The organism is Stenotrophomonas sp. MYb57 (genome assembly GCF_002966815.1).
Classification (GTDB): Bacteria; Pseudomonadota; Gammaproteobacteria; order Xanthomonadales; family Xanthomonadaceae; genus Stenotrophomonas; species Stenotrophomonas indicatrix.
In genome coordinates, this window is sequence record NZ_CP023271.1 from 1,916,399 (window position 1) to 1,940,804 (window position 24,406).

General features: G+C 65.9%; 26 protein-coding genes and 1 other RNA gene. 13 read left to right on the forward strand and 14 right to left on the reverse strand.

Translation table 11 applies throughout. The features are described 5' to 3' along the window. Position 1: 1 nt before the first annotated feature. The 7 genes from hchA to ssrA form a co-directional block, all read right to left on the reverse strand. The gene (gene hchA / locus CLM74_RS08910; RefSeq protein ID WP_105163869.1) at positions 2 to 874 is read right to left on the reverse strand and encodes a glyoxalase III HchA; all 873 of its coding nucleotides are present in this window, start codon (positions 872 to 874) and stop codon (positions 2 to 4) included. A gap of 78 nt (positions 875 to 952) precedes the next feature. Then, entirely contained in the window at positions 953 to 1,933 is a 981-nt protein-coding gene (locus tag CLM74_RS08915; protein ID WP_105163870.1) for a hypothetical protein, read from the reverse strand. A gap of 65 nt (positions 1,934 to 1,998) precedes the next feature. Further along, positions 1,999 to 4,002, reverse strand: coding sequence for a hypothetical protein (locus tag CLM74_RS08920; protein WP_105163871.1), 2,004 nt, complete (start codon positions 4,000 to 4,002; stop codon positions 1,999 to 2,001). A 116-nt stretch (positions 4,003 to 4,118) separates the two neighbouring features. Continuing rightward, a complete protein-coding gene (locus CLM74_RS08925; RefSeq protein ID WP_234003448.1) occupies positions 4,119 to 4,586 on the reverse strand; it encodes a hypothetical protein in 468 nt (155 codons plus the stop codon). A gap of 92 nt (positions 4,587 to 4,678) precedes the next feature. Then, a complete protein-coding gene (locus tag CLM74_RS08930) occupies positions 4,679 to 5,002 on the reverse strand; it encodes a hypothetical protein (RefSeq protein ID WP_105163872.1) in 324 nt (107 codons plus the stop codon). A 24-nt stretch (positions 5,003 to 5,026) separates the two neighbouring features. After that, on the reverse strand, positions 5,027 to 5,380 hold the full coding sequence (locus CLM74_RS08935) for a TM2 domain-containing protein (protein WP_105163873.1): 354 nt from the start codon (positions 5,378 to 5,380) through the stop codon (positions 5,027 to 5,029). 119 nt (positions 5,381 to 5,499) lie between these two features. After that, positions 5,500 to 5,892: a transfer-messenger RNA gene (gene ssrA / locus CLM74_RS08940) on the reverse strand. Positions 5,893 to 6,055: 163 nt separating this feature from the next. Here ssrA and CLM74_RS08945 point away from each other — a divergent pair. Both CLM74_RS08945 and CLM74_RS08950 read left to right on the forward strand, forming a co-directional pair. Further along, positions 6,056 to 6,487, forward strand: coding sequence for a GNAT family N-acetyltransferase (locus CLM74_RS08945; protein ID WP_025878858.1), 432 nt, complete (start codon positions 6,056 to 6,058; stop codon positions 6,485 to 6,487). A 141-nt stretch (positions 6,488 to 6,628) separates the two neighbouring features. Continuing rightward, complete coding sequence (locus CLM74_RS08950) at positions 6,629 to 7,201, forward strand: hypothetical protein (protein ID WP_025878859.1); 573 nt, start codon at positions 6,629 to 6,631, stop codon at positions 7,199 to 7,201. Between the two features lie 82 nt (positions 7,202 to 7,283). On the opposite strand, the gene CLM74_RS08955 is transcribed toward CLM74_RS08950, so the two are convergent. Both CLM74_RS08955 and smpB read right to left on the reverse strand, forming a co-directional pair. Continuing rightward, positions 7,284 to 7,712: a GNAT family N-acetyltransferase gene (locus CLM74_RS08955; RefSeq protein ID WP_105163874.1), complete on the reverse strand. Its 429-nt coding sequence runs from the start codon at positions 7,710 to 7,712 to the stop codon at positions 7,284 to 7,286. Next, positions 7,712 to 8,215: an SsrA-binding protein SmpB gene (gene smpB / locus CLM74_RS08960; protein WP_025878861.1), complete on the reverse strand. Its 504-nt coding sequence runs from the start codon at positions 8,213 to 8,215 to the stop codon at positions 7,712 to 7,714. Before smpB ends, CLM74_RS08955 begins: the two co-directional genes overlap by 1 nt. Positions 8,216 to 8,272: 57 nt before the next feature. Here smpB and CLM74_RS08965 point away from each other — a divergent pair, with 57 nt between their 5' ends. Together CLM74_RS08965 and CLM74_RS08970 are read left to right on the forward strand one after the other, a co-directional pair. Further along, entirely contained in the window at positions 8,273 to 8,698 is a 426-nt protein-coding gene (locus CLM74_RS08965) for a type II toxin-antitoxin system RatA family toxin (protein ID WP_025878862.1), read from the forward strand. A 3-nt stretch (positions 8,699 to 8,701) separates the two neighbouring features. Next, the gene (locus tag CLM74_RS08970) at positions 8,702 to 8,959 is read left to right on the forward strand and encodes an RnfH family protein (protein WP_025878863.1); all 258 of its coding nucleotides are present in this window, start codon (positions 8,702 to 8,704) and stop codon (positions 8,957 to 8,959) included. 35 nt (positions 8,960 to 8,994) lie between these two features. On the opposite strand, the gene bamE is transcribed toward CLM74_RS08970, so the two are convergent. Beyond that, the gene (gene bamE, locus CLM74_RS08975; RefSeq protein WP_032977650.1) at positions 8,995 to 9,390 is read right to left on the reverse strand and encodes an outer membrane protein assembly factor BamE; all 396 of its coding nucleotides are present in this window, start codon (positions 9,388 to 9,390) and stop codon (positions 8,995 to 8,997) included. Between the two features lie 103 nt (positions 9,391 to 9,493). Here bamE and fur point away from each other — a divergent pair, with 103 nt between their 5' ends. Beyond that, positions 9,494 to 9,901, forward strand: coding sequence for a ferric iron uptake transcriptional regulator (gene fur, locus CLM74_RS08980; RefSeq protein ID WP_025878865.1), 408 nt, complete (start codon positions 9,494 to 9,496; stop codon positions 9,899 to 9,901). Between the two features lie 63 nt (positions 9,902 to 9,964). Here the strand turns inward: fur and CLM74_RS08985 are convergent, their stop codons facing one another. Continuing rightward, positions 9,965 to 11,215, reverse strand: a complete 1,251-nt coding sequence (locus CLM74_RS08985) for an SGNH/GDSL hydrolase family protein (protein WP_105163875.1) — start codon at positions 11,213 to 11,215, stop codon at positions 9,965 to 9,967. A 97-nt stretch (positions 11,216 to 11,312) separates the two neighbouring features. On the opposite strand from CLM74_RS08985, the gene CLM74_RS08990 reads away from it, so the two are divergent. After that, a complete protein-coding gene (locus tag CLM74_RS08990; protein ID WP_025878867.1) occupies positions 11,313 to 12,230 on the forward strand; it encodes a LysR family transcriptional regulator in 918 nt (305 codons plus the stop codon). A 153-nt stretch (positions 12,231 to 12,383) separates the two neighbouring features. On the opposite strand, the gene recN is transcribed toward CLM74_RS08990, so the two are convergent. Beyond that, positions 12,384 to 14,045 carry a DNA repair protein RecN gene (gene recN, locus CLM74_RS08995; protein WP_025878868.1) on the reverse strand — a complete coding sequence of 554 codons (1,662 nt, stop codon included), beginning with the start codon at positions 14,043 to 14,045 and terminating at the stop codon, positions 12,384 to 12,386. Between the two features lie 115 nt (positions 14,046 to 14,160). Here recN and hrcA point away from each other — a divergent pair, with 115 nt between their 5' ends. The 4 genes from hrcA (at position 14,161) to dnaJ (ending at position 19,221) form a co-directional block, all read left to right on the forward strand. Beyond that, positions 14,161 to 15,225, forward strand: a complete 1,065-nt coding sequence (gene hrcA / locus CLM74_RS09000) for a heat-inducible transcriptional repressor HrcA (RefSeq protein ID WP_025878869.1) — start codon at positions 14,161 to 14,163, stop codon at positions 15,223 to 15,225. 63 nt (positions 15,226 to 15,288) lie between these two features. Further along, complete coding sequence (gene grpE, locus CLM74_RS09005) at positions 15,289 to 15,804, forward strand: nucleotide exchange factor GrpE (RefSeq protein WP_025878870.1); 516 nt, start codon at positions 15,289 to 15,291, stop codon at positions 15,802 to 15,804. A gap of 203 nt (positions 15,805 to 16,007) precedes the next feature. Continuing rightward, positions 16,008 to 17,933, forward strand: a complete 1,926-nt coding sequence (gene dnaK / locus CLM74_RS09010; RefSeq protein ID WP_025878871.1) for a molecular chaperone DnaK — start codon at positions 16,008 to 16,010, stop codon at positions 17,931 to 17,933. A 154-nt stretch (positions 17,934 to 18,087) separates the two neighbouring features. Then, complete coding sequence (gene dnaJ, locus CLM74_RS09015) at positions 18,088 to 19,221, forward strand: molecular chaperone DnaJ (RefSeq protein ID WP_025878872.1); 1,134 nt, start codon at positions 18,088 to 18,090, stop codon at positions 19,219 to 19,221. Positions 19,222 to 19,320: 99 nt separating this feature from the next. Here dnaJ and CLM74_RS09020 read toward each other — a convergent pair whose 3' ends face one another. Further along, positions 19,321 to 20,118, reverse strand: coding sequence for a helix-turn-helix transcriptional regulator (locus CLM74_RS09020; protein WP_105163876.1), 798 nt, complete (start codon positions 20,116 to 20,118; stop codon positions 19,321 to 19,323). A 73-nt stretch (positions 20,119 to 20,191) separates the two neighbouring features. Between CLM74_RS09020 and CLM74_RS09025 the strand changes: the two genes are divergently transcribed. The 3 genes from CLM74_RS09025 (at position 20,192) to CLM74_RS09035 (ending at position 24,007) form a co-directional block, all read left to right on the forward strand. Further along, positions 20,192 to 21,391 (forward strand): MFS transporter, encoded by a 1,200-nt coding sequence (locus tag CLM74_RS09025; protein WP_105163877.1) that lies wholly within the window; start codon positions 20,192 to 20,194, stop codon positions 21,389 to 21,391. Positions 21,392 to 21,977: 586 nt separating this feature from the next. Then, positions 21,978 to 22,886: a pyridoxal kinase gene (pdxY, locus tag CLM74_RS09030; protein ID WP_059063846.1), complete on the forward strand. Its 909-nt coding sequence runs from the start codon at positions 21,978 to 21,980 to the stop codon at positions 22,884 to 22,886. Beyond that, entirely contained in the window at positions 22,883 to 24,007 is a 1,125-nt protein-coding gene (locus CLM74_RS09035; protein ID WP_025875146.1) for a prephenate dehydrogenase, read from the forward strand. Before pdxY ends, CLM74_RS09035 begins: the two co-directional genes overlap by 4 nt. A 168-nt stretch (positions 24,008 to 24,175) precedes the next feature. Here the strand turns inward: CLM74_RS09035 and CLM74_RS09040 are convergent, their stop codons facing one another. Further along, positions 24,176 to 24,370, reverse strand: a complete 195-nt coding sequence (locus tag CLM74_RS09040; RefSeq protein WP_025875144.1) for a hypothetical protein — start codon at positions 24,368 to 24,370, stop codon at positions 24,176 to 24,178. Positions 24,371 to 24,406: the final 36 nt, after the last annotated feature.

Here is a 24,406-nt window from a genome sequence, read left to right on the forward strand (position 1 = left end):
GTCAGCGTGCGGCCAACGCATCCAGCAGGGTGCGCGCAGCCAGCTTGCCCAACGCATTGCCCGCCAGCGGGCTGTCGCCGGTCAACAGCAGGCGGTCCTGCATCACGCTGCCATCGATGCCCTCGTTGACGATCTGCACGCCCTGCTGGGCCAGGCGCTCACCGAAGAACCACGGCAGTTGACCAGGCATGTAGCCGATATCCGGGGTCTGCCGGTCCATCGCATCGGGGAAGGCGCAGATCCGATGCCCGCGGAACAATGAACCGCCACCGGCTTCATCCACGCCAGCCGCCAGCAGCGCGGCAGGGCCGTGACAGAGGGTGATGATGTGACGTTGATTGTCCACCGCCCACTGCAGGGTGGCCTTCACCGCGCGGCTTTCCGGCAGGCCGATCAACGCACCGTGACCGCCGGGAATGAACACCGCGGCATAGTCCGAACCGGCATCGAGGGCGGCCGCCACGTCGTCCAGGTGCAGAGGCTGGCGGAAGCGGGGTTCGTAGTGTTCGTACAGGCCGCCGATCTCGCGGTCTTCGCGTGGGAACGCCCACCATTCAAACTTCACCGGGTTGCCCGACAGCGTCGCCACGTCGATGTCGAAACCGGCCTTGTGCAGGTGATACATCGGCAGCAGCGTCTCCACCGGATGGTTGCCGGTCGAGAACAGGTGGCCGTTGGCGGTCGGCAGATAACGTTCGTCGGCGGCGATCATCAGCACTTTCCAGCGTCCGTCACGGCGGGCATCGGGATAGTCCGCGCCGGACAGATCGGTGGTTGCCGAAGTGAACTGGGACAGCGAGTACGGCGACGGGAAAAACGCATCCCGCTCGGCCGGATCGGGGCTGGGCTGACGGCTGGGTTCTGACGTGTTCATGCGGACCTCCTGCGGAAGAGAGTGGTCACCTTAGCCAGAGCGATGCGTACGCACGATGAGGGATTTCCCCCAATGCGATCAGGCAGGGTGCGCTTGCTGAAGCCGCTGGTAGGCGTCGTCCAGCATTGCCAGGAAAGCCTGTCGCTGCGCGGCATCAAGTACCACCGCGCGTTCGAACGCATCCACGCTCGCACTCCAGTCCGCCAGTGTGTCGTCGTTGTAGAGGGCCTGATGCCGTTCCCATGCTCCGCCTGCCTTCAGGTACAGCCACTTGTCGAACAGGTGCAGCGGGCTGCCGTTGTCCAGTTGCAGGGGGCGGGTGGTCCTGGTGTGGGCCAGCACGCTGCGCAGCGCAGGTGAATCGTGAAGCTGGCCTGCCCAGACGTGGTTGCCAAGATGTTGCTCGGCAAAGCGCAGGATCGCCTGGTGATCATCCTCCAGCCCGGCCTCGTAGAGTGCCTGCGGCACCCGCAGGTGCCGGCGATCGAACAGCCACTTCAGTACCAGCGTTGCCGCCTGCGGGGTGGTGTTGTGTTCATTGCCAGGGTCGAAATCATGATGGCCGATGAACTCGCGGTCCTCATGCAGATTGAGCTGGATGGTGTCCACGCGCTGCCTGCGCTTGCAGAACCAGAGCTTGATGTCGACGTCCCCGGTAAGCGGCTTTTCAAAGTAGGCGGTGTCGCCGAATTCTTCCAAACGGCCGTTGAAGTACGCCAGGCAGTCCTGGAGCGTGGCTGATGGCTGCACGTATCCGTCCCAGAAGCCTTCGGGCTTTGGCGGGTTGCCCTTTGGCCGGCGACTGAACAGGGTGGCGGACTTGAAGTGGCTCAGCAGGCTGCCACGCGCTCCGACGGTGGGCGGATAGAAGCGATCATTGATGATGTCGAAGGCAAAGTAGAACTCCATGTCGTGGAGCTTGTCCTTGACCGATTTCTGCCCCTGGTTCGCGCTGATCGTGGTCGGGGGCTTGCCGATGCCGTGCTGCGCGAACCATGCCTGCAGATGAGCATCCGAGCCCTTGCTGCCGAGCAGCTCGACCAGTGTTGAGATATGCATTCCATTGCCTCGTTGTCGGTGGCCCGGACGGGAAAGCGCGGGCCATGGTTGCTTTAAGTCGTGCGCTACTTCGCCGGCAGAGGATGAGCCTCCATGTCCTCATGCAGGATGCGGCGAAGTTCGACGATGGCCGGCGTGGCTTCCTGCACGCTGTGACCGGACACGATCACCTTTTCCGAGACGGCCTTCGGCAGATGCGAGCTCCAGTAGGGAACCAGTCCATCGTCGGTCTTTTCAAGCGGGCCTTCGGCCTGGGTCCGCGCGATGATCGAGTGGTAACGCACCTTCGGCGATATCGGCAGATCGGCCACGGCCTTGACGAAGGCATCGTCCTTGTCCAGGTTCTGGATGCTGTTCATCTGGTAGCCGTGCTTGTCATCGTTGCGCTCGACCTTGCCGTCGTTTGCCAATGTCGCGACATCCTCCAGCACGGTCAGCGGCAGGCGCACAAAGCGGCCGAGCCAGCGCCCCAGGCGCGTGCCGGCAACATCGGTGCCGCGATGGGGGGTAGCGATGAACACCACCCGTGAGATTTCCGGTTCCGGCTGGAATGTGAGCACTGGCGCGCCCTTCGTACGCAGCAGTTCGCGCTGCGCTGGGGTCATCTGCGCAGTCGCCAGCAGGGTGTCGACCAGATGGTCGCCGGAGGAGGACACCATCAGCCGCGAAATCACCCCGCCCATGCTGTGCGCGACCACCACCATGTCGCGCGATGCGAGCGCCTTGCCGGTTGGGTCGAAGTGCTGCAGTGCCTCATGCAGGATCCGCCGGATCTCATCGTGGCTGAGGGCGATCGGCATGTTGGTCGGGTAGTAGAACTGCCAGATCTGGAAGTCGCCGCGGATCTCATCGTCACGCATCAGTTCGTTGGCCACGTTGACCCACGCCTCCGGGCTGCTGGCCAGGCCATGGATCATCAGCAGCACGCGGCGGTCCGGATCGTACGGCTGCATCATGAACAGATGCGGCTTGTCGATGCCGCCCTTGCCGCCGAACAGCGTACGCAGCGATTGCCGGCTGAAGTTGGAGCGGGCCAGCCACAGCGCGTAACCGGCGGTGAAGTTCGCCGCCAGTGGCACCTGTTCGCCGTGCAGTTCCACCACCGCTACCTGGTAGGGGTCGTGGATCTCCAGTTCCGGCTCGTCGTCGTGCAGCACTTCCCACAGGTTGTTGCCGGAAAAACGCAGCAGCACGGTCATTGACGGCGACGGCATCTCGCTCCAGTCGCGCTCGGCCGTCGTTGCGGTACCAGCGGCGGCGGCCGCCAGGCCGGTGCTGGCCGGGTCTGCCATCACCGCCACCAGTTCGGCGCCAAAGCCATCGCGGCGATGCACGCTGCGCAGGGTGCCGGTGAAGGACATCGATGCGGCCGGTACCAGTTCCAGCGGCTCGCGGGTGTCCGCTGCCGGGCCATCGTCGGCAGGCGCCAGTACGAAGGTCCAGCGTCCCAGCTGGAACCGCCCGTTGTCGTTGCGCACCTGCTTGCTCGAATAGGCTTCGAACAGCAGCACGGCTGATTCCTGCACGGCCAGGTTGTAGTAGTCGCGCACCTGGGTCTGGCGGTCTTCGAAACCACGCTGGTTGGCGGTGCGTTCGGTGAAGAACAGATATGCATAGGATTGCCGCGCGATCTGCATCCACGCATCCAGGCGCGGCTGGAAGGTCGGGTCAGGCGGGGCGGTCGCGGCCTTGCTGCGGGCCACCGACGCCGACTCGCGCTTCGGCGCCGGCATCGTCATCGCGTACTGCACCCACAGTTCGGCCAGCGCCGAGCGCTTGTCTTCCTCGCGCACGACGATGCTGCCCTCCATCGCCTCGATGCAGGGCAGGCCGGGCTTGGCACAGGCGCCCTCGTCCAGGCCAGCCACGCGCAGGGTCTCCATGGTGGCCGCGCTGAGCTTGCCGCTGGTGAGGATGTCACCGCGCTTGAGCGCGATGTACTGTCCTGGCGTGACCGTGCCCACCTGCACCGATGGGCCGAACTGACGCAGCGTCGCACACCCGCTCAGGGCGAGCAGGGCAACGAGGACGAAGGTGGTGCGGATGACGCCGATGCCTGTTCTTTCCATGTGAACTCCCTGCGCTGGCGCCACTCTAGCGGCAGGCGTGTCAACGCGGAAGCAGGCCTGCGGTGGCGCCGGACCGTGCCCGGCGAACCCCGCCTGTCAGCCGGTCTCCCCGCAGATCATCCCTCGATCAGGCAGGTCACCGCAGCCGAATAACCTTCGTAGTCGTCACCGGCACCCACATGCAGCGTGTGCGTGGCATCAATCTTCTTGAGGTAGGAAGGCGCTTCGGTTTCGGCCGCGTCGTTGACCGTCGTCACTCCCCAGGATCGGGCCAAACGCTGGTGATCGACGCCCTGCAGATACACGTGCAGGCTCTTGTAGGGCTTGGAAATGCTCACATCCGCGCTGGCTACGGTGCCTCCGAACAGCGCCACCGGCTTGCCCTTGGGCTCGAACACGCTGCCGGGGTCGCGGCTCAGGCCGGCGGCATGGAATGCCTGCTCCACCTGCGCTTCAGTGAAATCGGAACCCGCCTTGCAGGCCAGCAGAGTTTCCAGCGCGGTGGTGCTGGTTGCCGGAGGTGCGGCAACAGCGGCGGTTGTCAAGAGCAGTCCCAGCATCAGGGCGATAAGCGGCTTGTTCATTGCAGATCCTTCTGTATGTCGCGGAGCAGCGGAGGCGCCGGCACCAAGTCCGGGAAGACAGGCTGAAGTGTGGGGCAGGGCAGCGTTGTCGGCTAGGCCCCCTCGCTGGGCTGCCAAGCGATTCTCCGATCAAGGGCATCCAAGGCCAGTTGCGCCCACTGGCGGACCTCTTCCAACGGATGCTGCAGCTCAGCCCGCAGGGTCGGGCTGACCGTGCTGTCGCCTGATTCGCCGAGCAGTTCCAGCACCTTTCCGCGCGAGTAACCATCATCCACGGCCGGCAGCCGGGCAAGCAGGTGCGGCACCGCAATGGCCGCGGCCGGGCGAAGACCCCAATAGGCGTCTTCGAAGGTTGCCGGATCATGATCCAGGATCTGGTCGAGCCAGGAGACAACGTCGATTCTGTCGAGATCCATGGCAGCCCCTCCCGTAGCCAAGGATTACACCATCTGCACGCCAGAGTCGTCGGTTTCCACTGTGATCATTTCCACCAGTGCCCATAGGCCGGTGAACAACACGCCGATCAAGAGCCAGCCCAACAACAGCGTGATCAGTAGTTGGCAGACCGCGCGTCCGTGGTAACCGGCATAGAAGTTGTGGACGCCGAAAATGCCCAGGAACAAGGCGAGCAGGATGTAGATGGCACGGTTCCTGGCGGTAGGCGGGGATTGCGATACCGGTGCCGCATAGACAGCGTCGCTTGGCTGCTGAGAGGCCGGTGGGGCAGCTGCATCGCAGGTCGGGCAGAGCGCCGTATCGCTGCGTGCCTTGCAGTTGCATTCGGAGCTGTTCATCAACGCCACGGTGCTTCTCCTTGTCGAGGCAGCGGTTCTGGACCTGATGCGGCCAACAAAAAAGCCAGACCCCAATCGACGGGAGATCTGGCTTTTCGTGCCCCGAAGGGCGGTACAAATGGTGGAGGTGGGCGGAATTGAACCGCCGTCCGAAGGCACTCCATCCCCAGCACTACATGCTTAGCTCACCGTTGAATCTCATCCCCGAGCAGCACGGTGTGCAAAGCGCACCCGGGAACCAGCCTGTTGTGTTCTTGTGCCGGACTGACAGGCAGCCGCCCAGCGCGATTCCATGATAATGACTCTACGCTGCGAGCATGGACACAAGCAGTTTCGAGGCTCCGCCTAAGTCGGCAGAAGGTCACGCACCGCAGTTTTTAGGCTGCGAGAGCGACCGGAGCGTAGTTGTCGTCGTTGGCAACTAGAGTTTTGCAGCTGGATTTACGAGGAAAGCTACCCCCTCGGCATGCGCCAGGCGACTTCACAACCCCCGTCGAAACCAATGCACCCCCGGTTTCTTCAAGTTCTGCAAGGTACGAGGCCTGTTCCGTGTCGCCACGGTCAGTACCTGCCCAACGCTGCGCATGCTACGCCAAAAAACCTGAACAGTCACCCGCTTCCGCAGGTCGCTTGTTAGCATCGGCGGTTCCGATAGTCGCCCAGGGAATGGACCGCATGCAGCTCGAAATCGCCGTGACCGACGCCCCCAGCCCGCAAGCACTGGAGCTGATTGCTGATGGCTTGGATCAGTTCAATCTGCAGGCGGCCGGCCATGCCGATCGACGCACCTTGGCCGTGCTGGCCACCGATCCGGCCAGCGGCGAAGTGGTGGGTGGCTTGAGCGGGCGCACCTCGCTGGGCCTGTTGTTCATCGACCTGTTCTACTTGCCGCCCGCACAGCGGGGTAATGGCCTGGGGTCGCAGATGCTTGCCGCTGCCGAAGAGGAAGCGCGCCGGCGCGGCTGCCGTTCCGCCGTGCTCTACACCATCAGCTTCCAGGCGCCGGACTTCTATGTGAAGCATGGCTGGACCGTATTCGGCCAGGTCCCGTGCGATCCACCGGGGACCAGTCGCGTGTTCCTCAGCAAGGATCTCCGCGCGGCGTGAATGGCAGGCGTCGGCCGGTCGCCACGCCAATCCGCAACATGTTGTAGAGCGTCCGTCATAGCGGATTGCTAACGTCGTGGGCACGAATTTGCGACACACTGGCTACGACCATTCCAGCCAGAACAGATACGGAGACGGCCGGTGACCGAAGCAATGCAACAGCGCAGCCTGCGTCAGCTGGTTGGCCCGGTAGGGGCCGATTACCAGCGGCGGGCATTGCCGCCCGGCTGGGTCTGGGCGGTGCTGGCGGTGTTGTTGGCTGCAACCTGGGCAACCGAGTTGCCGGCCACGGCTGCAGCTGCGCTGATCGCCAGTGCGGTGGTGGTGCATTGGCCTCGGCGTGGCCGCTTCCATTGGCTGGGCTGGCGGCTGCCGGCCCTGGCGGTACTGGCCGCACTCCTGTGGGGTCCGGATGTGCTGTCACAGTGGTTCGAACATGGCCTGGCCTTGACCCTGATGTCGCTGGCCAGTCTCAGTATTGGCGTGCACGTGTGGCAGTCGCGGCAACTGGCGCGGCAGCTGCAGGCCTCCGCCGACGCGCTGGACGACGCCCAGTTGCTGGCCCTGCTGCCCGTCGACGCCGCGCGGCTGGCGCAGCAGTGGCGTGCCGGTGATGATCGCCATGCCCCGGAGCTGTCGGTGGTGATGCACCTGGCGGTGATGCACGCGGCGCTGTCACCGCGTCTGCGCGGGCAGGGCATGCTGGCGGGTTGAGTCGTTGCCCGAAACGGTGAGCGATGCCCCGCGCTTGGGCAGTCTGGCGCAGTCCTTCGAAAGCCGACGGAGGTGCCGTGGGCTAAAGGCCTGGCAGCACCTTGCGCAGATAGATCCGCTCGTGGCCCGGCGGGCAGTCGGGGAGCCGCCCGAACACTTCATAGCCCTGTCGCAGGTAGAAGTGTTCGGCCTGCCAGTCGAAGGTGTCGAGCATCACCCCGCACGCACCAACGTCACGGGCCTGGGTCTCGGCATCCGCCAACAGGCGCTGGCCGATGCCACGCCCGCGAAGTTCCGGGTCGACCCACAGGACATGCACCTGCAGCCAACCTGCGCAGACATCGGCAAGCAGTCCGCCCCGCAGTTCACCTTGTTCATCGCGCCAGGCCAGCCGGACCGGCACGTCTTCGAAGTTGAAGCCGCTGCTGGCGCGGTTGAACGCAGACAACCGCGCGCACAGCTCACGCGCGTCTTCAGCATTGGCCGCCGCAGGAGCGTCGGCGCGCTCCATCAGGCGTCGCGGTTGCCGCGACGCATTACCCGCTGCTTCTCGATCGCCCAGTCACGATCCTTGGCGGCATCGCGCTTGTCGTGGGTCTGCTTGCCCTTGGCCAGCGCCACTTCCAGCTTGATCTTGTTCTTGCTCCAGTACATGGCGGTGGGCACGATCGTGTAGCCATCACGCTCGACCTTGCCAACCAGCTTGTCGATCTCGCTCCGGTGCAGCAGCAGCTTGCGCTCGCGCCGGTCGTTGGCCACCACGTGGGTGGAGGCCTGGATCAGCGGGGTGATCTGCGCGCCGATCAGGAAGATCTCGCCGTCCTTCACATAGGCGTAGGCGTCGACGATGTTGCCGCGGCCAGCGCGGATCGACTTCACTTCCCAGCCCTGCAGGGCCAGGCCGGCTTCGAAGCGGTCTTCGATGTGGTACTCGTGACGGGCACGCTTGTTCAACGCGATGGTCTTGTTGGCCGTCGCGCTCTTTGCTTTATCCTTGCCGGTGTTCTTGCTCATTTCCGTATTGTCTCCGATTCGGGCCCGCCCGGTCGATTGCCGAAGCGTCCTGTATTCATGCCTACTATCCGCCGCAGTGCCCTGGTCGAACATTCGGCCGCGCGCATGTTCGATCTGGTCAACGACGTCCAGGCCTATCCGCGCCGCTTCCGCTGGTGCTCCGACGCCCGCATCCTCGAGCAGGGCGAAGACCGGCTGGTTGCTCGCCTGGACCTGGGCCTGGGTTCGTTCAGCACCTGGTTCCAGACCGAAAACACCCTGCAACGCCCGCACAGCATCGACATGCAGCTGCGCGAGGGGCCGTTCAAGCAACTGCACGGCCGCTGGGAATTCCACGCCCTGGCGGAAGATGCCTGCAAGGTCACCCTCACCCTGGACTTCGAGCCGAGTTCACGCCTGCTGGGTCCGGCGCTGGCCATCGGCTTCCAGGGATTGGCCGATCGCATGGTCAACGATTTCGTCCGCGTTGCCGACGAGGGCTGAACGATGATCGAGGTCGAGGTCGTGCTGGCCTGGCCACAACAGGTGCTGTCGCGCCGGCTGCAGCTGGAGGAGGGGGCGACCGTGGCTGATGCCGTGGCAGCGGCCCGGCTCGAAGGCAGTGCCGACTGTCCTGCCGCCGCCGTGCATGGCGTGCTGGCGCAGCCGCATCAGGTGCTGCTGGATGGTGATCGCGTGGAGCTGCTGCGTGGCCTGCAGGCCGACCCGAAGGACAACCGCCGGCGACGCGCGCGCGGCGGTTGATCCCCAAGGCCCGTCCGGAGGACGGGCAGGGTGGCTCAGCGGCCGCCCTTCTTCTTCTTGTCCTTCGGCAGATTGCGGCCGAACTGGCGCACGGTCTGCTGGGCAAGGGCCTTGTCGTTGGCCGGGAAGTAATCGCCTTCCCAGCGGGTGACCACATCATTTTCGAAGTACACGACGAAATTCTTCACGTCGGTACGGCCCAGGCGGTTCACGCGCTCGGTCGAGGTGTAGTCCCAACGCTGGGCGTGGAACGGATCCGGCACCGACGGGGTGCCCAGCAGGGCAGTGACCTGCTGCTTGCTCTGCCCGACCTGCAGTTTGGCAACGGCATCTTCCCGGATCAGGTTGCCCTGGTAGATGGGTTGCTTGTAGATGATGCCGCACCCGGTGGTGGACAAGGCGACGGCGGCGACCAACAGGAGATTGCGCATCGGGACTGGCGGTTGGGGAAATCAATCCGATGATACACTCCCGGCGTGCCACCGCGACCCAATCCGAGGCAGCTGGCGCTAAATCGCCAATGAACGGAGACCTATGGAAACCCACGACCTGCGTAAAGTCGGCCTGAAGGTGACCCATCCGCGGATGCGGATCCTGGCGCTGCTCGAGCAGCGCAATGCCCAGCACCACATGACCGCCGAAGACATCTACCGCCAGCTGCTGGAGCATGGCGACGAGATCGGCCTGGCCACGGTGTACCGGGTGCTGACCCAGTTCGAGGCCGCCGGCCTCGTGCTCAAGCACAATTTCGAAGGCGGCCAGGCCGTCTACGAACTCGACCGCGGCGGCCACCACGACCACATGGTCGATGTGGACAGCGGCAAGATCATCGAGTTCGAAAGTACCGAGATCGAAGACCTGCAGCGCAAGATCGCTGCCGATCACGGCTACGAGCTGGAAGAGCACTCGCTGGTGCTGTACGTGCGCAAGAAGCGCAAGTAAGCCCCGCAGCCAGCTGATTGCGACGAAACCCCGGGCATGCCCGGGGTTTTTGTTTGTCTGGCCTCAGCGTCGCGGTAGATCCACGCCCTGCGTGGATGGCCCAATCAGGACGTCCAGATCCACCGCCTCGGCCATCGCCCGGTTCCCCGCATCGCCCGGGTGCAGGTGGTCGCCGGAGTCGTAGGCAGCCGCCATCCGTGAGGGGTCGACCGGATCGCGCAGGGCCGCGTCGAGGTCGATCACCGCGTCGAACGGGCTGTCCGTGCGCAGCCAGGCGTTGAGCTGCTGGCGCAGGGCGTCCTTGTCCGCGGCGTAGTAGTCGTCCAGCGGGGTGCCGGGCAGGGCGCCGGCAAACGGGGTCAGGGTCGCGCCGAGGATGCGCAGGCCGCGTGCGTGGGCGCGCTGGGCCAGGTCGCGGTAGCCGGCCTGCAGCTCGGCCAGGCTGGGCCGGGCCTGCGCGCGGGCAAAGGCCGTGCCCGGCCAGCTGATGTCGTTGATGCCGATCAGCACGATCACGCTGGCGACACCGGGCTGGTCGAGCACGTCACGCTGGAAACGCTTGCGGGCCGATTCGCCCATGCCATCGCGCAGCAGGCGACCGCCGGATATGCCGGCATTGACCACCGCTACACCTTCTGGTGCCAGCCGCGCGGCGAGGTGATCGGTCCAGCGCTGGTCCTGGTCGAGGCTGGCGGTGGCGCCATCGGTGATTGAATCGCCGATCACCACCACGCTGCGCGCGATGGCCGGGGCCTCGACGTCGATAGCCGACAGGAGCAGGCGGGCCGTGGTGCTGCTGGCGTCCCGCAGCGCGGGCCCTTGATGCTGGTCGCCCGGCGCAATCCAACTGGTCTGCCGTCCTTCCCAATGGAAGGTCTGCAGCGGCGTGCGGTCGGGCAGGTAAACGCTGACCTGCACCGCCTGCCGATCAGCGGTGGGAAGGGGGAGCGGATCGCTCAGGCGGTCCTGCCCGGGCGCAATCACGACCCCGGGCTGGCCGTCGAAGCGCAGCGGCTGCGGCGTGTCCCCGGTATGGGCGGCGATGCTGGCAGCGCCGATCCGCAAAGGTTGGGTGCCGTAGACATTGCTCAGCCGGACCCGCAGGCGCGACCCGCCCAGGCTGACGCGAGCGCTCTGGCGAAAGGTCTGGTCCTGCAGTTGGCCGGGAATGAGGGTAGGAAACAGGAAATCGCCGCCCCACACCGGCTGCGGGCTGGCTTGCCAGCTGGCGACCCAGTGCGGGGCAGGTGACGCGGCGGCGGCGCCGGACAGGACAAGCAGGGCGGTGGCGGTCAGTTGGCTCAGGCGATTCATCGGGATGACCCGGTGGGAGGGACGACCATGGTGCGTCCAGGGTCATCTGTGACCTAGACTGCGCATGGACAATCATCTGTGAATCGAATTCATTGGCATGGCACGCACCGACATCAACCGATCCGGCGAACTGGAAGTGTTCGTACGGGTGATCGAAACCGGCGGCTTTTCCGCCGCCGCCCGCAGCCTGGAGATGACACCGTCGGCGGTCAGCAAGCTGGTTGCGCGGCTGGAACAACGGCTGGGCACGCGTCTGCTGCAGCGCTCCACCCGCCAGTTGCAGCTGACCCCGGAGGGCTGCGCGTTCTATGAGCGCGGCCTGCGGGTGCTGGCCGATCTGGAAGAGGCCGAACGCTGTGCCAGCGCCCACGCCGAGCCACGCGGGCGGCTGCGGGTCAATGCCAACGTGCCGTTCGGCCAGCATTTCCTGCTGCCGCTGCTACCGGAATTCCTGCAGCGTCATCCGCAGGTCGGTGTGGACCTGACGCTGACCGACGAGGTGATCGATCTGCTGGAGCAGCGCACGGACGTGGCGGTGCGGGCCGGTCCGTTGAAGAGTTCCAGCCTGGTCGCGCGCCGGCTGGGTGCAACGCGGATGATGATCGTGGCGGCACCGGCCTATGCGGCACGACACGGACTGCCGGCCAATGCCGATGCGCTGCTGGCGCACAACCGGTTGGATATCGGCCATGCACGGTCGGTGCAGGGCTGGCCGCTGCTTCAGGATGGCCAGCAGCAGCGGGTGCTGCCGAGCGGGAATGCGCGCGCCAGCAATGGCGACGCGCTGCGTCAGCTGGTGCTGGGTGGGCTGGGCCTGGCCCGGCTGGCGGCGTTCCAGGTGCAGGCCGATATTGCGGCAGGCCGGTTGCTGCCCGTGCTGGAGGACGCCAACCCGGGCGACCTGGAAGAGGTGCACGCGGTGTTCCTGGGGCAGGGGGGCTACCTGCCGCTGCGGGTGCGCGCGTTCCTTGATTTCCTGGTGGAGAACGTTGATTTGACGCAGCCGCGGGGGTAGCGCCGGCCGCCGGCCGGCAGCGTCATGACTTCGTCCACGTGCGTCGGGTTGCCGGCCAGCGGCCGGCACTACCAGGCGTCAGGCCTGCAGTAGATCCACGCCATGCGTGGATGAATGCCCGCGATTCACGCGCGCCAACAGGCGTGCAGGGGCCTATACCTGCAGCAGCTTGCGCGCGGCGGCGCGGGCTTCCTTGCTCACTTCCACGCCACCCAGCATGCGCGCCAGCTCTTCCTCGCGGGCCTTTGCGTCGAGCTTCTCCACCGCGCTCTGGGTCATGCCTTCCACCGGTGCCTTGCTGACCCGGTAATGGGCGTGGCCCTTGGAGGCGACCTGCGGCAGATGGGTCACGCACAGCACCTGGCGCTTTTCGCCGAGGGCGCGCAGCTTCTGGCCGACGATATCGGCCACCGCGCCACCGATGCCGGAGTCGACTTCGTCGAACACCATGGTCGGCACTGCATCCAGGTCGAGCGCGGCCACTTCGATGGCCAGCGAAATACGTGACAGCTCGCCACCGGAAGCGACCTTGCGCAGCGCACGCGGTGGCTGGCCGGCATTGGCAGCCACCAGGAACTCGACGCGCTCGGCGCCCTGCGGGTCCGGCTTGCCGTTGTCCTGCGGCTCCAGCTCGATCAGGAACTGACCGCCGCCCATGCCCAGCTCGGCAATGATGCCGGTGGTGGTGGCCGACAGCTCGGCAGCAGCGGTGCGGCGGCTGGCGGTCAGTGCTGCGGCCTCGACACGCCAGGCCGCTGCGGCCTTTTCAATTTCGCCGGCCAGACGCTGCAGGCGCTCGTCGGCGCCGCGCAGCTGTTCCACTTCGGCGTGCATGCGCTCACGCTGCGCACCCAGCTCATCCATCGGCACGCGGTGCTTGCGGGCCAGGTCGTGCAGGCGGCCGAGGCGGCGCTCGTTCTCCTCGAACTGGTCCGGATCGGCGTCCAGGTCGTCATGCACCCGGTCGAGCAGGGCCAGCGCCTCGTGCAGCTGGATGGAGGCGCTGTCGATCAGGGCATCGACGTCGCCCAGGCGCGGGTCATGTTCGGCCACCCTGGCCAGTTCATGCCGCACCTGCTGCAGCTGATCCAGCGCCGAGTGGCCTTCGTCGCCGTTGAGCTGGTCCGAAGCTGCCTGGCAGGCGGCCAACAGGGCGCTGGCATGCGCCTGACGGCGATGGCTGGCGCCGAGCGCGGTGATCGACTCCGGCTCCAGATCCTCACGGTCCAGTTCACGCAGCTGATGTTCGAGGAAGCCGATGCGGTCACTCACGTCGCCCTGTTGCGAAAGTGCCAGGGATTCATCGACCAGCGCCTGCCAGGTGGCGGCAGCGCGGCGCACCTGGCGGCGTTCGCTTTCGTTGCGGGCATAGGCGTCCAGCAGGGCCAGCTGCGACGGGCGCGTCAGCAGGGCCTGCTGCTCATGCTGGCCATGGATTTCCACCAGCAGGCCGGCGAGGTCGGCCAGCTGCGCCAGGGTGACCGGGCGACCGTTGATCCACGAGCGCGAGCCGCCGTCGGCGCGGATCACGCGGCGCAGCTGGCATTGGTCTTCATCGTCCAGCTCATTGCTGGCCAGCCACTGGCGGGCGGCCTGCAGCTGGTCCAGCGCGAATTCGGCCGACAGTTCGGCCCGGGCCGCGCCATGGCGGACCACGCCGCTGTCGGCGCGCAGGCCGGACAGGAAGCCCAGAGCGTCGACCATCAGCGACTTGCCCGCGCCGGTCTCGCCTGAAACCACGGTCATGCCCGGCCCGAACTCCAGTTCGGTGGCGCGGACGACGGCGAAATCCTTGATTGAAAGATGTCTGAGCATGGGTAAGGGGGTGTCTGCAGCCGCGCAACGCTAGCACGCGCGGCGGGGTCGTCCAATGACTTGCCAAGGGGATGCGTCGCCATTATCTAATGTCCCTGTCTCACAGGTTGATTCCATGCACGGTTCTCCCGACCAACTTGCCCCGCGCGCGCGGCACCTGCTGCGCACGCTGATCGCGCGCTACATCCAGGATGGCGAGCCCGTGGGTTCGCAGACGCTGGCGCGCGTGGCCGGCCTGGAGGTCAGTCCGGCCACCATCCGCAACATCCTCGGTGACCTGGAAGACCTGGGCCTGCTGGCCTCGCCGCATACGTCGGCGGGCCGGATTCCGACCGCGCATGGCTACCGGGTGTTCGTCGACAGCCTGTTGCAGATGCAGCCGCCGGGCGAAGGGGAGCTGGCCCGACTGCGTCAGGAGCTGGCCGGAGGCGGCAGTACCCAGGCGCTGCTCGGCAGTGCGTCGGAGCTGCTGTCGGCGATGAGCCACTTCGTTGGCGTGGTCAGCGCGCCGCGCCGCGAGCAGTTCGCCTTCCGCCAGATCGATTTCGTGGCGCTGGACGGGCGCCGGGTGCTGGCGATCCTGGTGTTTGCCGACAATGAAGTGCAGAACCGGGTGATCGAGACGCGCCAGGACTTCGCACCGGGGCAGCTGGAGCAGGTGGCCAACTACCTCAATGCCCACTTTGCCGGGCTGCCCCTGGCCGAGATCCGTACCCGCCTGCTGCTGGAGCTGCGCGACGCCCGTTCCGAGCTGGAACAGGTGCTGGCGCACAGCGTCGAGCTGGCCGAGCAGGCCTTGCAGCCGCCGGCCGACGACATGCTGGTGGCCGGCCAGACGCGTCTGATGGGGGTGCAGGACCTGTCCGACCTGGAGCGCCTGCGCGAGCTGTTCGAGCTGTTTTCCAGCAAGCGCGAGATCCTGCAGCTGCTGGAGCGGACCATCCAGGCCCCCGGCGTGCGCATCTTCATCGGCGAGGAAACCGGCGTGGTACCCCTGCAGGGCGTCTCGCTGGTCACCGCGCCGTACACCGCCAACGGCCAGGTACTGGGCGTGCTGGGCGTGATCGGGCCGAAGCGGATGGCCTATGACCGCATGATTCCGCTGGTCCAGGCCACCGCCGATGTGCTCGGCGCGGCCTTTTCGCCGGGCGGGCGAACTCCGGGTGCATCGGACGCTTGAAACGCAGCATCCCGCCCACACTAGGGTGGGTGGAGGCGGAGAGTGACCGCCAGGGACCCAGACATGAATCAAGATCAGCCAGACATCGCCGCCCAGCAGGCCGCCGCCGACGCAGCTGCCGCCGAGGGCGTCAACGAACAGATCGAACAGCTCCGTGCCGAAGTGGAGCAGGTCAAGGCCGAAGCGCTGCGTGAGCGCGCCGACCTCGACAACCAGCGCAAGCGCGTGGCCCGCGACATCGAACAGGCGCGCAAGTTCGCCAACGAGAAGCTGCTGGGCGAACTGCTGCCGGTATTCGACAGCCTCGATGCCGGCCTCAAGGCCGCCGGCGACGATGCCCATCCGCTTCGCGAGGGCCTGGAGCTGACCTACAAGCAGCTGCTGAAGGTCGCTGGTGACAACGGCCTGGTGCTGCTGGACCCGACCGGGCAGCCGTTCAACCCGGAACACCACCAGGCGATCAGCCAGGTCGCTGCCCCCGGCGCCGCCCCGGGCAGCGTGGTGACCGTGTTCCAGAAGGGCTACCTGCTCAACGAGCGCCTGCTGCGGCCGGCGCTGGTGGTGGTTGCCGCCGATTGACCGCGGGCGCCGGGCCTGGCCTGGCGCGGGTTTTCCCGCCGCGACCGGGGCATCGGCACGACCGACGCTGAACGTGTTGGGCGAACGGAAACACAGCGTTCGGGGGATGGCTTGAATGTTCCACGAGCCTCCCCCACATCCCATTCATCCACCGGCCGAACGGCCGGACTGACAAAAACAACATCCTTCAAGGAGTCTCCCCCATGGGCAAGATCATTGGTATCGACCTCGGCACCACCAACTCGTGCGTGGCGATCATGGACGGCGGCAAGGCCCGCGTCATCGAAAATTCGGAAGGCGATCGCACCACCCCGTCGATCGTCGCCTACACCAAGGACGGCGAAGTCCTGGTCGGTGCCTCGGCCAAGCGCCAGGCCGTGACCAACCCGAAGAACACCTTCTACGCGGTGAAGCGCCTGATCGGCCGCAAGTTCACCGACGCCGAAGTGCAGAAGGACATCGCGCACGTCCCGTACAGCATCCTGGCCCATGACAATGGTGATGCCTGGGTGGCCACCAGCGATGCCAAGAAGATGGCACCGCAGGAAATCTCGGCCAAGGTGCTGGAGAAGATGAAGAAGACCGCCGAGGACTTCCTCGGTGAGAAGGTCACCGAAGCGGTCATCACCGTGCCGGCCTACTTCAACGACAGCCAGCGCCAGGCAACCAAGGACGCTGGCCGCATCGCCGGCCTGGACGTCAAGCGCATCATCAACGAGCCGACCGCGGCCGCGCTGGCCTATGGCCTGGACAAGGGCGACAACAAGGATCGCAAGATCGTTGTGTACGACCTGGGCGGCGGCACCTTCGACGTCTCGGTGATCGAGATCGCCAATGTCGACGGCGAGAAGCAGTTCGAAGTGCTGGCCACCAACGGCGACACCTTCCTGGGTGGCGAAGACTTCGACAACCGCGTCATCGAGTACCTGGTTGAAGAGTTCAACAAGGACCAGGGCATCGACCTGCGCAAGGATCCGCTGGCCCTGCAGCGCCTGAAGGATGCTGCCGAGCGCGCCAAGATCGAGCTGTCCAGCGCCCAGCAGACCGAAGTGAACCTGCCGTACGTCACCGCTGACGCGTCGGGTCCGAAGCACCTGAACATCAAGCTGACCCGCGCCAAGCTGGAATCGCTGGTGGAAGAGCTGATCAGGAAGTCGATCGAGCCGTGCCGCGTTGCGTTGAATGACGCCGGCCTGCGTTCGAGCGACATCAGCGAAGTGATCCTGGTCGGCGGCCAGACCCGCATGCCGAAGGTGCAGCAGGCTGTCACCGAGTTCTTCGGCAAGGAACCGCGCAAGGACGTCAACCCGGACGAAGCCGTGGCACTGGGTGCTGCGATCCAGGGCGGCGTGCTCGGCGGCGACGTCAAGGATGTGCTGCTGCTGGACGTGACCCCGCTGTCGCTGGGCATCGAAACCATGGGCGGTGTGTTCACCAAGATCATCGAAAAGAACACCACCATTCCGACCAAGGCCTCGCAGGTGTTCTCCACCGCCGAGGACAACCAGTCGGCCGTGACCGTGCACGTGCTGCAGGGTGAGCGCGAACAGGCCCGCTTCAACAAGTCGCTGGCCAAGTTCGACCTGTCCGGCATCGAGCCGGCCCCGCGCGGCCTGCCGCAGGTGGAAGTGTCCTTCGACATCGACGCCAACGGCATCCTGCACGTGTCGGCCAAGGACAAGAAGACCAACAAGGAACAGAAGGTCGAGATCAAGGCCGGTTCGGGTCTGTCCGAGGAAGAGATCGCACGCATGGTCGCCGACGCGGAAGCCAACCGCGAAGAAGACAAGAAGTTCCAGGAGCTGGTGCAGGCCCGCAACCAGGCCGATGCCCTGATCCACGGCACCCGCAGCGCGATCACCGAGCACGGCAGCAAGGTTGGTGGCGAAGTGATCGGCAAGGTGGAAGCGGCCCTGGCCGATCTGGAAACCGCGATGAAGGGTGACGACAAGGCACAGATCGAAGCCAAGTCGAAGGTGCTGGAAGAAGCTGGCCAGTCGCTGTTCGCTGCGGCTTCGGCCGACCAGGGCGGTGCCGCCCCGGGTGCCGACGCCGGCAATGCGGGCAAGGCGCAGGATGACGTGGTGGACGCCGAGTTCACCGAAGTCAAGGACGACAAGAAGTCCTGATCCGGACCGACACGGGACGCTGGTTGCCAGCGTCCCGTTGTCGTACCAGGGTCCTGACCGCCCTCTGGCGTGTCGGGGCGCCCGACGCAAGAGCGGACCTGGTTCCGCTCTTCCGCTTTGACGAATCCCGACTTTCCGGAATGCGATCCACGATATGAGCAAGCGCGATTACTACGAAGTGCTGGGCGTTGCCCGCACCGCCACCGACGAAGAACTGAAGAAGTCCTACCGCCGTTGCGCGATGAAGTTCCACCCGGACCGCAACCCGGGCGATGCGGCGGCCGAAGCCTCCTTCAAGGAGTGCAAGGAAGCCTACGAAGTCCTGTCCGACGGCAACAAGCGCCGCATGTACGACAGCCATGGCCATGCCGCGTTCGAACACGGCATGGGCGGTGGTGGCGGTGGTCCGGGCGGCCCGGACATGAACGATATTTTCGGCGACATCTTCGGCAACATCTTTGGTGGTGCCGGCGGTGGTGGCCCGCGCCAGGCGCGTCGCGGCGCCGACATCGGTTACGTGATGGAGCTGGACCTGGAAGAAGCGGTGCGTGGCGTCGAGCGTCGCATCGAGATTCCGACCCTGGCCGAATGCGGCGACTGCGATGGCAGCGGCTCGGAAGACGGCAAGGTCGAGACCTGCAACGTCTGCCATGGTCGTGGCCAGGTGCGCATCCAGCGCGGCATCTTCGCCATGCAGCAGGCCTGCCACAACTGTGGTGGCCGTGGCCAGATCATCGCCAAGCCCTGCAAGACCTGCCACGGCAACGGCCGTGTCGAAGAAGACAAGGTGCTGTCGGTGAAGGTGCCGGCGGGCGTGGATACCGGCGACCGCATCCGCCTGGCGGGTGAGGGCGAGGCCGGCCCTGCGGGGACGCCACCGGGCGATCTGTACGTGGAAGTGCGCGTGCGCGAGCACCACATCTTCCAGCGCGACGGCGACGACCTGCACTGCGAAGTGCCGATCCGCATTTCGCAGGCCGCACTGGGCGATACCGTGCGCGTGGCCACCCTCGGTGGCGAAGCGGAAATCCGTATCCCGGCCGAGACCCAGACCGGCAAGCTGTTCCGCCTGCGCGGCAAGGGCGTGCGTTCGGTGCGCAGCCGCAGCGAGGGTGACCTGTACTGCCGCGTGGTAGTGGAGACGCCGGTCAACCTCACCAGCGACCAGCGCAAACTGCTTGAGCAGTTCGAAGCCACCTTCAACGGCGAGGATGCGCGCAAGCATTCGCCGAAGTCGGCGACCTTCATCGACGGCGTCAAGGGCTTCTGGGATCGGATGACGTCCTGATCCCTTGAGGGAAATGTTGAACGACAGCGCCGGGCCATGCCCGGCGTTTTCGTTTCCGGCGCAGCAGATCCGCGCCATGCGTGAACGCGGTGCAACGGATCAACGGAAGAATGCCGCCGGCGTCTGCCCCAGCTGGCGCTTGAACATGCTGGTGAATGCACTGGGGCTGTCGTAGCCCATCGCCAGCGCCACATCGATCACCTTCTCGCCGCGGGCCAGCCGTTCCATCGCGGCCAGCAGGCGCGCCTGCTGCCGCCACTGGCCGAAGGTCATGCCCAGTTCGCTGGCGAAGTGGCGCTGGATGGTTTTCACGTCGATCGCCAACGCCTGCGCCCAGTCCTGCAGGGTCGCCTCGTCGCCGGGATGTTTCTGGATGTGTTGGCAGATCCTGTGCAGGCGCGGGTCGACGGGCTCGGGCAGGTGCAACGGCAGTACGTCCATGCGGTGCAGTTCGTCGAGCATCAGCCGCACCACGCGGCCATCGCGGCTGTCTTCTTCATGCGGTCCGTCGATCAGGATGGCTGCCTGCAGCAGTTCGCGCAGCAGGGGGGCCACCTGCACGGCGAAGGGCTCGGCGGGCAGCTGCGGGGCGAATGACGGTTCGATGTACAGGCTGCGCATGTGCACCTCGGCGATGCAGTCCACCGCATGCGCCATGCCCGCCGGCATCCAGATGGCGCGGGTGGAGGGCACCACCCAGCGGCCGACCTCCGAGCGCACCACCATCAGCCCGGACATGGAATAGACCAGCTGGTGCCGCCGGTGCTTGTGCGCCGCGATGTGGGTGCCGGCGCGGTAGTCGCGTGCGCGGCAGGTGACCGGGCGATGCACCGGCACCTCGTTCCACGGCGCGGTTTCGCGGATGGGGCAGGGGGTGTCCTTTTTGCGATAGGCCATGACCAGAACGCGGCAGAAGGGAGCGGGTGGCCACCGTAGCATGCACGGCTCGCCCCCATCCTGACCGTGCGCAATGTCGACTCTGGCTTCTCCCGCCGTATCCGCCCGCCCCGTATCGCCAGGAGTGCTGGCGGCAATCTCCAGCTCGCACATGGTCAACGACATGATGCAGTCGCTGATCCTGGCCATCTATCCGGTGATCAAGGGCGGCTTCAATCTCAGCTTCACCCAGATCGGCCTGATCACGCTGACCTACCAGCTCACCGCCTCGATCTTCCAGCCGCTGGTCGGCCTTGCCACCGACCGCCGGCCGGCCCCGTACTCGCTGCCGATCGGCATGGCCTCGACCTTGTGCGGCATGCTGCTGCTCGGCTTTGCGCCCAACTACGCGATGGTGCTGCTGGCCGCCGCGCTGGTCGGCATCGGTTCGGCCATCTTCCATCCGGAAGCCTCGCGCATCGCACGCCTCGCCTCCGGCGGCCGTCATGGCCTGGCGCAGTCGGTATTCCAGGTGGGAGGCAACTTCGGCACGGCGCTGGGGCCGCTGATCGCCGCAGCGGTGATCGTGCCTTATGGCCAGCATTCCGCATCGTGGTTTGCCGGTGCAGCGTTGATCGGCATTGCCCTGCTGACCTATGTCGGTCGCTGGTACTCGCTGCATCTGGGCGTCCCCCGGCCAGCAGCCCACGGTGTGACTGCCGCGCGCCATCCGCCGCGCACGATCGCCCGGGTGCTGGCCATCCTGCTGGTGCTGATCTTCAGCAAGTACTTCTACATGGCCAGCATCGGCAGCTACTTCACCTTCTACCTGATGCATCATTTCGGCATTCCGGTGGCGCAGGCGCAGCTGCATCTGTTCGCCTTCCTGGTGGCGTCCGCCGCGGGTGGATTCTTCGGCGGTCCGCTGGGCGATCGTATCGGTCGCAAGCCGATCATCTGGGCCTCGATCCTGGGCGTGGCACCGTTCGCGCTGATGCTGCCGCATGCCGACCTGCTGTGGACGACGGTGCTGGCGGTGCTGATCGGCTTCGTGCTGTCTTCGGCCTTCTCCGCGATCGTGGTCTATGCGCAGGAAATGATGCCGCACCGCATTGGCATGGTGTCCGGGTTGTTCTTTGGCTTTGCCTTCGGCATGGGCGGCCTCGGCGCAGCGGTGCTCGGTCTGCTGGCTGACAAGACCAGCATCGAATTCGTCTACCAGCTGACCGCGTTCCTGCCGTTGCTGGGCATCGTCGCGGCCTGGCTGCCGCCGTCCAGGCCTGCTGCGCACTGAGGGGTGTTCTTCGGCAGGGCTGCGCCCTGCACCTGCAGATGCCAGAGCAACGGCAACGGCAACGGCAGAAGCGTGCATTTCGTGGGATGGCGGGGTGGGTCCGGTTGCGGGGGACGCCGTGAATCCATCCCTGGAGGCTTGGCCGCGGCATCCATGCCGCGGACACCCCCGCAACCGGACCCACCCCGCCTTCGACAGATCTCCGCAATCTGTCGGGATGGCATGACTTGCTGTTAGTGAGTGTCGACCTAGGTCGACACGTCGTGGATGCTCTTCGATTCGAATTCGAAATATTCGATTCCGATGGAGATTCATCCACGCATGTCGTGGCTCCATCACCATCCGTCACCGGGAAACTGTCGAGGGCGGGGCGGTATGGGGCTGCAGGACCGTTGGCGCCATGGATGGCGCCATCGAGCCCCCATGGATGGGTTTACGGCGTGTCCTGCAGCCTCATGCCGCCCCGCCAAACCAGAGAAAAGCCAGAGCCGGCTGTTGCTGTTGCCTCGGCTTTGGCTGTGGCTGTTGCCTCTGCAGGTGCAGGGCGCACCCCTGCCGAAAACCCCCTTGGGCGTAGAATGCGGGCATGAGCGAATCCCTCGACAACCACCTGGTCCACGGCCGCCGCCAGCGGCCCGACGGCCCTTCGCCGATCGATGTCATTTCGGTCCAATCACAACTGGTCTACGGCCATGCCGGCAACAGCGCCGCGCTGCCCCCGATGCGTGCGCTCGGCGTGCGCGTGGCCTCGATCCCGACCACGCTGCTGAGCAATGCGCCGTTCTACGAGACCACCCGTGGCCGTGTGCTGCCCAGCGACTGGTTCGCCGATCTGCTGCTCGGCACGCATGAACGGGGTCTTCCGCAGCGGGCGAAGATGCTGGTCTCCGGTTACTTCGGCAGCGCTGCCAACGGTGCGGCCTTTGCTGATTGGCTGGACGAGATCCTGCCGGCATGTCCGCAGCTGCGCTACTGCCTGGACCCGGTGATCGGCGATACCCACACTGGCCCCTACGTGGAGCCGGGACTGGAAGCGATCTTCGCTGAGCGCCTGCTGCCGCATGCATGGCTGGTTACCCCGAATGCCTTCGAACTCGGTCGCCTGACCGGCATGCCGGCGCTGGCCGAAGCCGATGCCATTGCTGCTTCGCGCGCGCTGCTGGCACGGGGGCCGCAGTGGGTGCTGGCACACAGCGTCGGCGGCAATCCGGGCGAGCTGGTGACGCTGGCTGTGGGGCGCGAGGAAACCTGGCGCTGGACCTCGCCGCTGCTGCCGGTGGATGTGGCAGGCACCGGCGATGTGCTGATGTCGCTGATGGTGTCCTTCCTGTTGCGTGGTGAGCCGATGCAGATGGCCATCTCGCGGGCCATCGCCGGCACCCATGCGGCGCTGGAGGCGACCCTGGCCCACGGCTTCGAAGAGTTCGACGTGATCGCGGCCGCACCGGCGGCACTGGCCGACGGCATGCGCTTCCGCGCCGAACGGCTGGCATGAGCGATCTGCACGAACGCACGCCGCGCACGGTCGGCATCGTCGGCAGTGCCGGCGCCTATGGACGCTGGCTGACCCGGTTCTTCGAACAGCACATGCAGGTGCGTGTGATCGGCCACGATCCGGCCGATCCGGGTTCGCATGCGCCGGAGCAGTTGCTGGAACAGGCCGACGTGTTGGTGTTCTCCGCACCGATCCGGCACACGTCCACGTTGATCGCCGAGTACGCGCGCCTGTCGGCGGGCCGCGAGCAGGAACGCTTGTGGCTGGATGTGACCTCGGTGAAGGAAGCGCCGGTGCAGGCGATGCTGGCCTCGTGCGCCGAAGTGGTGGGCCTGCATCCGATGACGGCGCCGCCCAAGGCGCCGACCCTGAAGGGCCGGGTGATGGTGGTCTGCGAGGCCAGGCTGCTGCATTGGCGTCCCTGGGTCGACGCGTTGTGCCTGGCACTGCAGGCCGAATGCGTACGCGCCACCCCGCAGCACCATGACCAGATGATGGCGCTGGTGCAGGCGATGGTGCATGCGACCCACTTGGCCCAGGCAGGTGTGCTGCGCGAGTACCAGCCGCAGCTGGGCACGCTGGCGGCGATGCTGCCGTATCGATCGGCCTCGTTCGAACTGGATACGGCGATCATCTCGCGCATCCTGTCGTTGAATCCGGCGATCTACGAAGACATCCAGTTCGGCAATCCCTATGTGGCGCCGATGCTGCAACGCCTGATCGGCCAGCTGCAGACGCTGCAGGTACAGGTGGGGCAGGGCGACGACGCTGCGCGGGGCGCGTTCCGCGATCACCTGCTGGAGGCCAACAGGAGTGCCTTCGGCGATCAGGCCCTGGCTGCGGGCAACTACACCTTCGAGCGCGTCGGCTATCTGCTGGCCGACCTGACGGAGCGCAATGCACTGTCGGTGCATCTGCCTGAAGACCGCGCCGGTTCGTTGCGTGAGCTGCTGAACGTGTTCGAGCAGCATGGCATCAGCCTCGCCTCTATCCACTCCTCGCGCACGCCTGCCGGCGAAGTGCATTTCCGCATCGGTTTCGTGGCCGGGAGTGAGCCAGGGGCTATCGCGGCAGCCGCGGCCGAAGTGGATGCCAGCGGGATCGGCCGGGTACTGGCGTAACGCCATTCATCCACAGGGCGTGTGGATGGCTTCTGCGCAAACATGTGGATAACCGGCGGCAGGCCTTGGCGTGCAATGCTGTCAAGATGGTTGGTCAAAAAATGACCAACCTTTTTTCTGTCCGGAACAGCAGTAGAGCCGGGGCATGCCCGGCTCTGCGGTGGATCGCTAGATCGACAACCTGACCTCGCCGCCGCTGGTGGTGAACTCGCGGCCGTTGCGTACCAGCTGGCGCCCGTCATCAAGCTCATAACGCGGCGTCGCTTCGGAGCCATGCCCACTGCCGCTGGCCTCGGGCTTGAACTCGATGATGATGTGGCTTTCGCCATTGCTGTCGACAGCAGGGAACTGACGGAACGACATGCCTGGCCTCCTTCAGTGGTTCTTCGCTACGCCGCC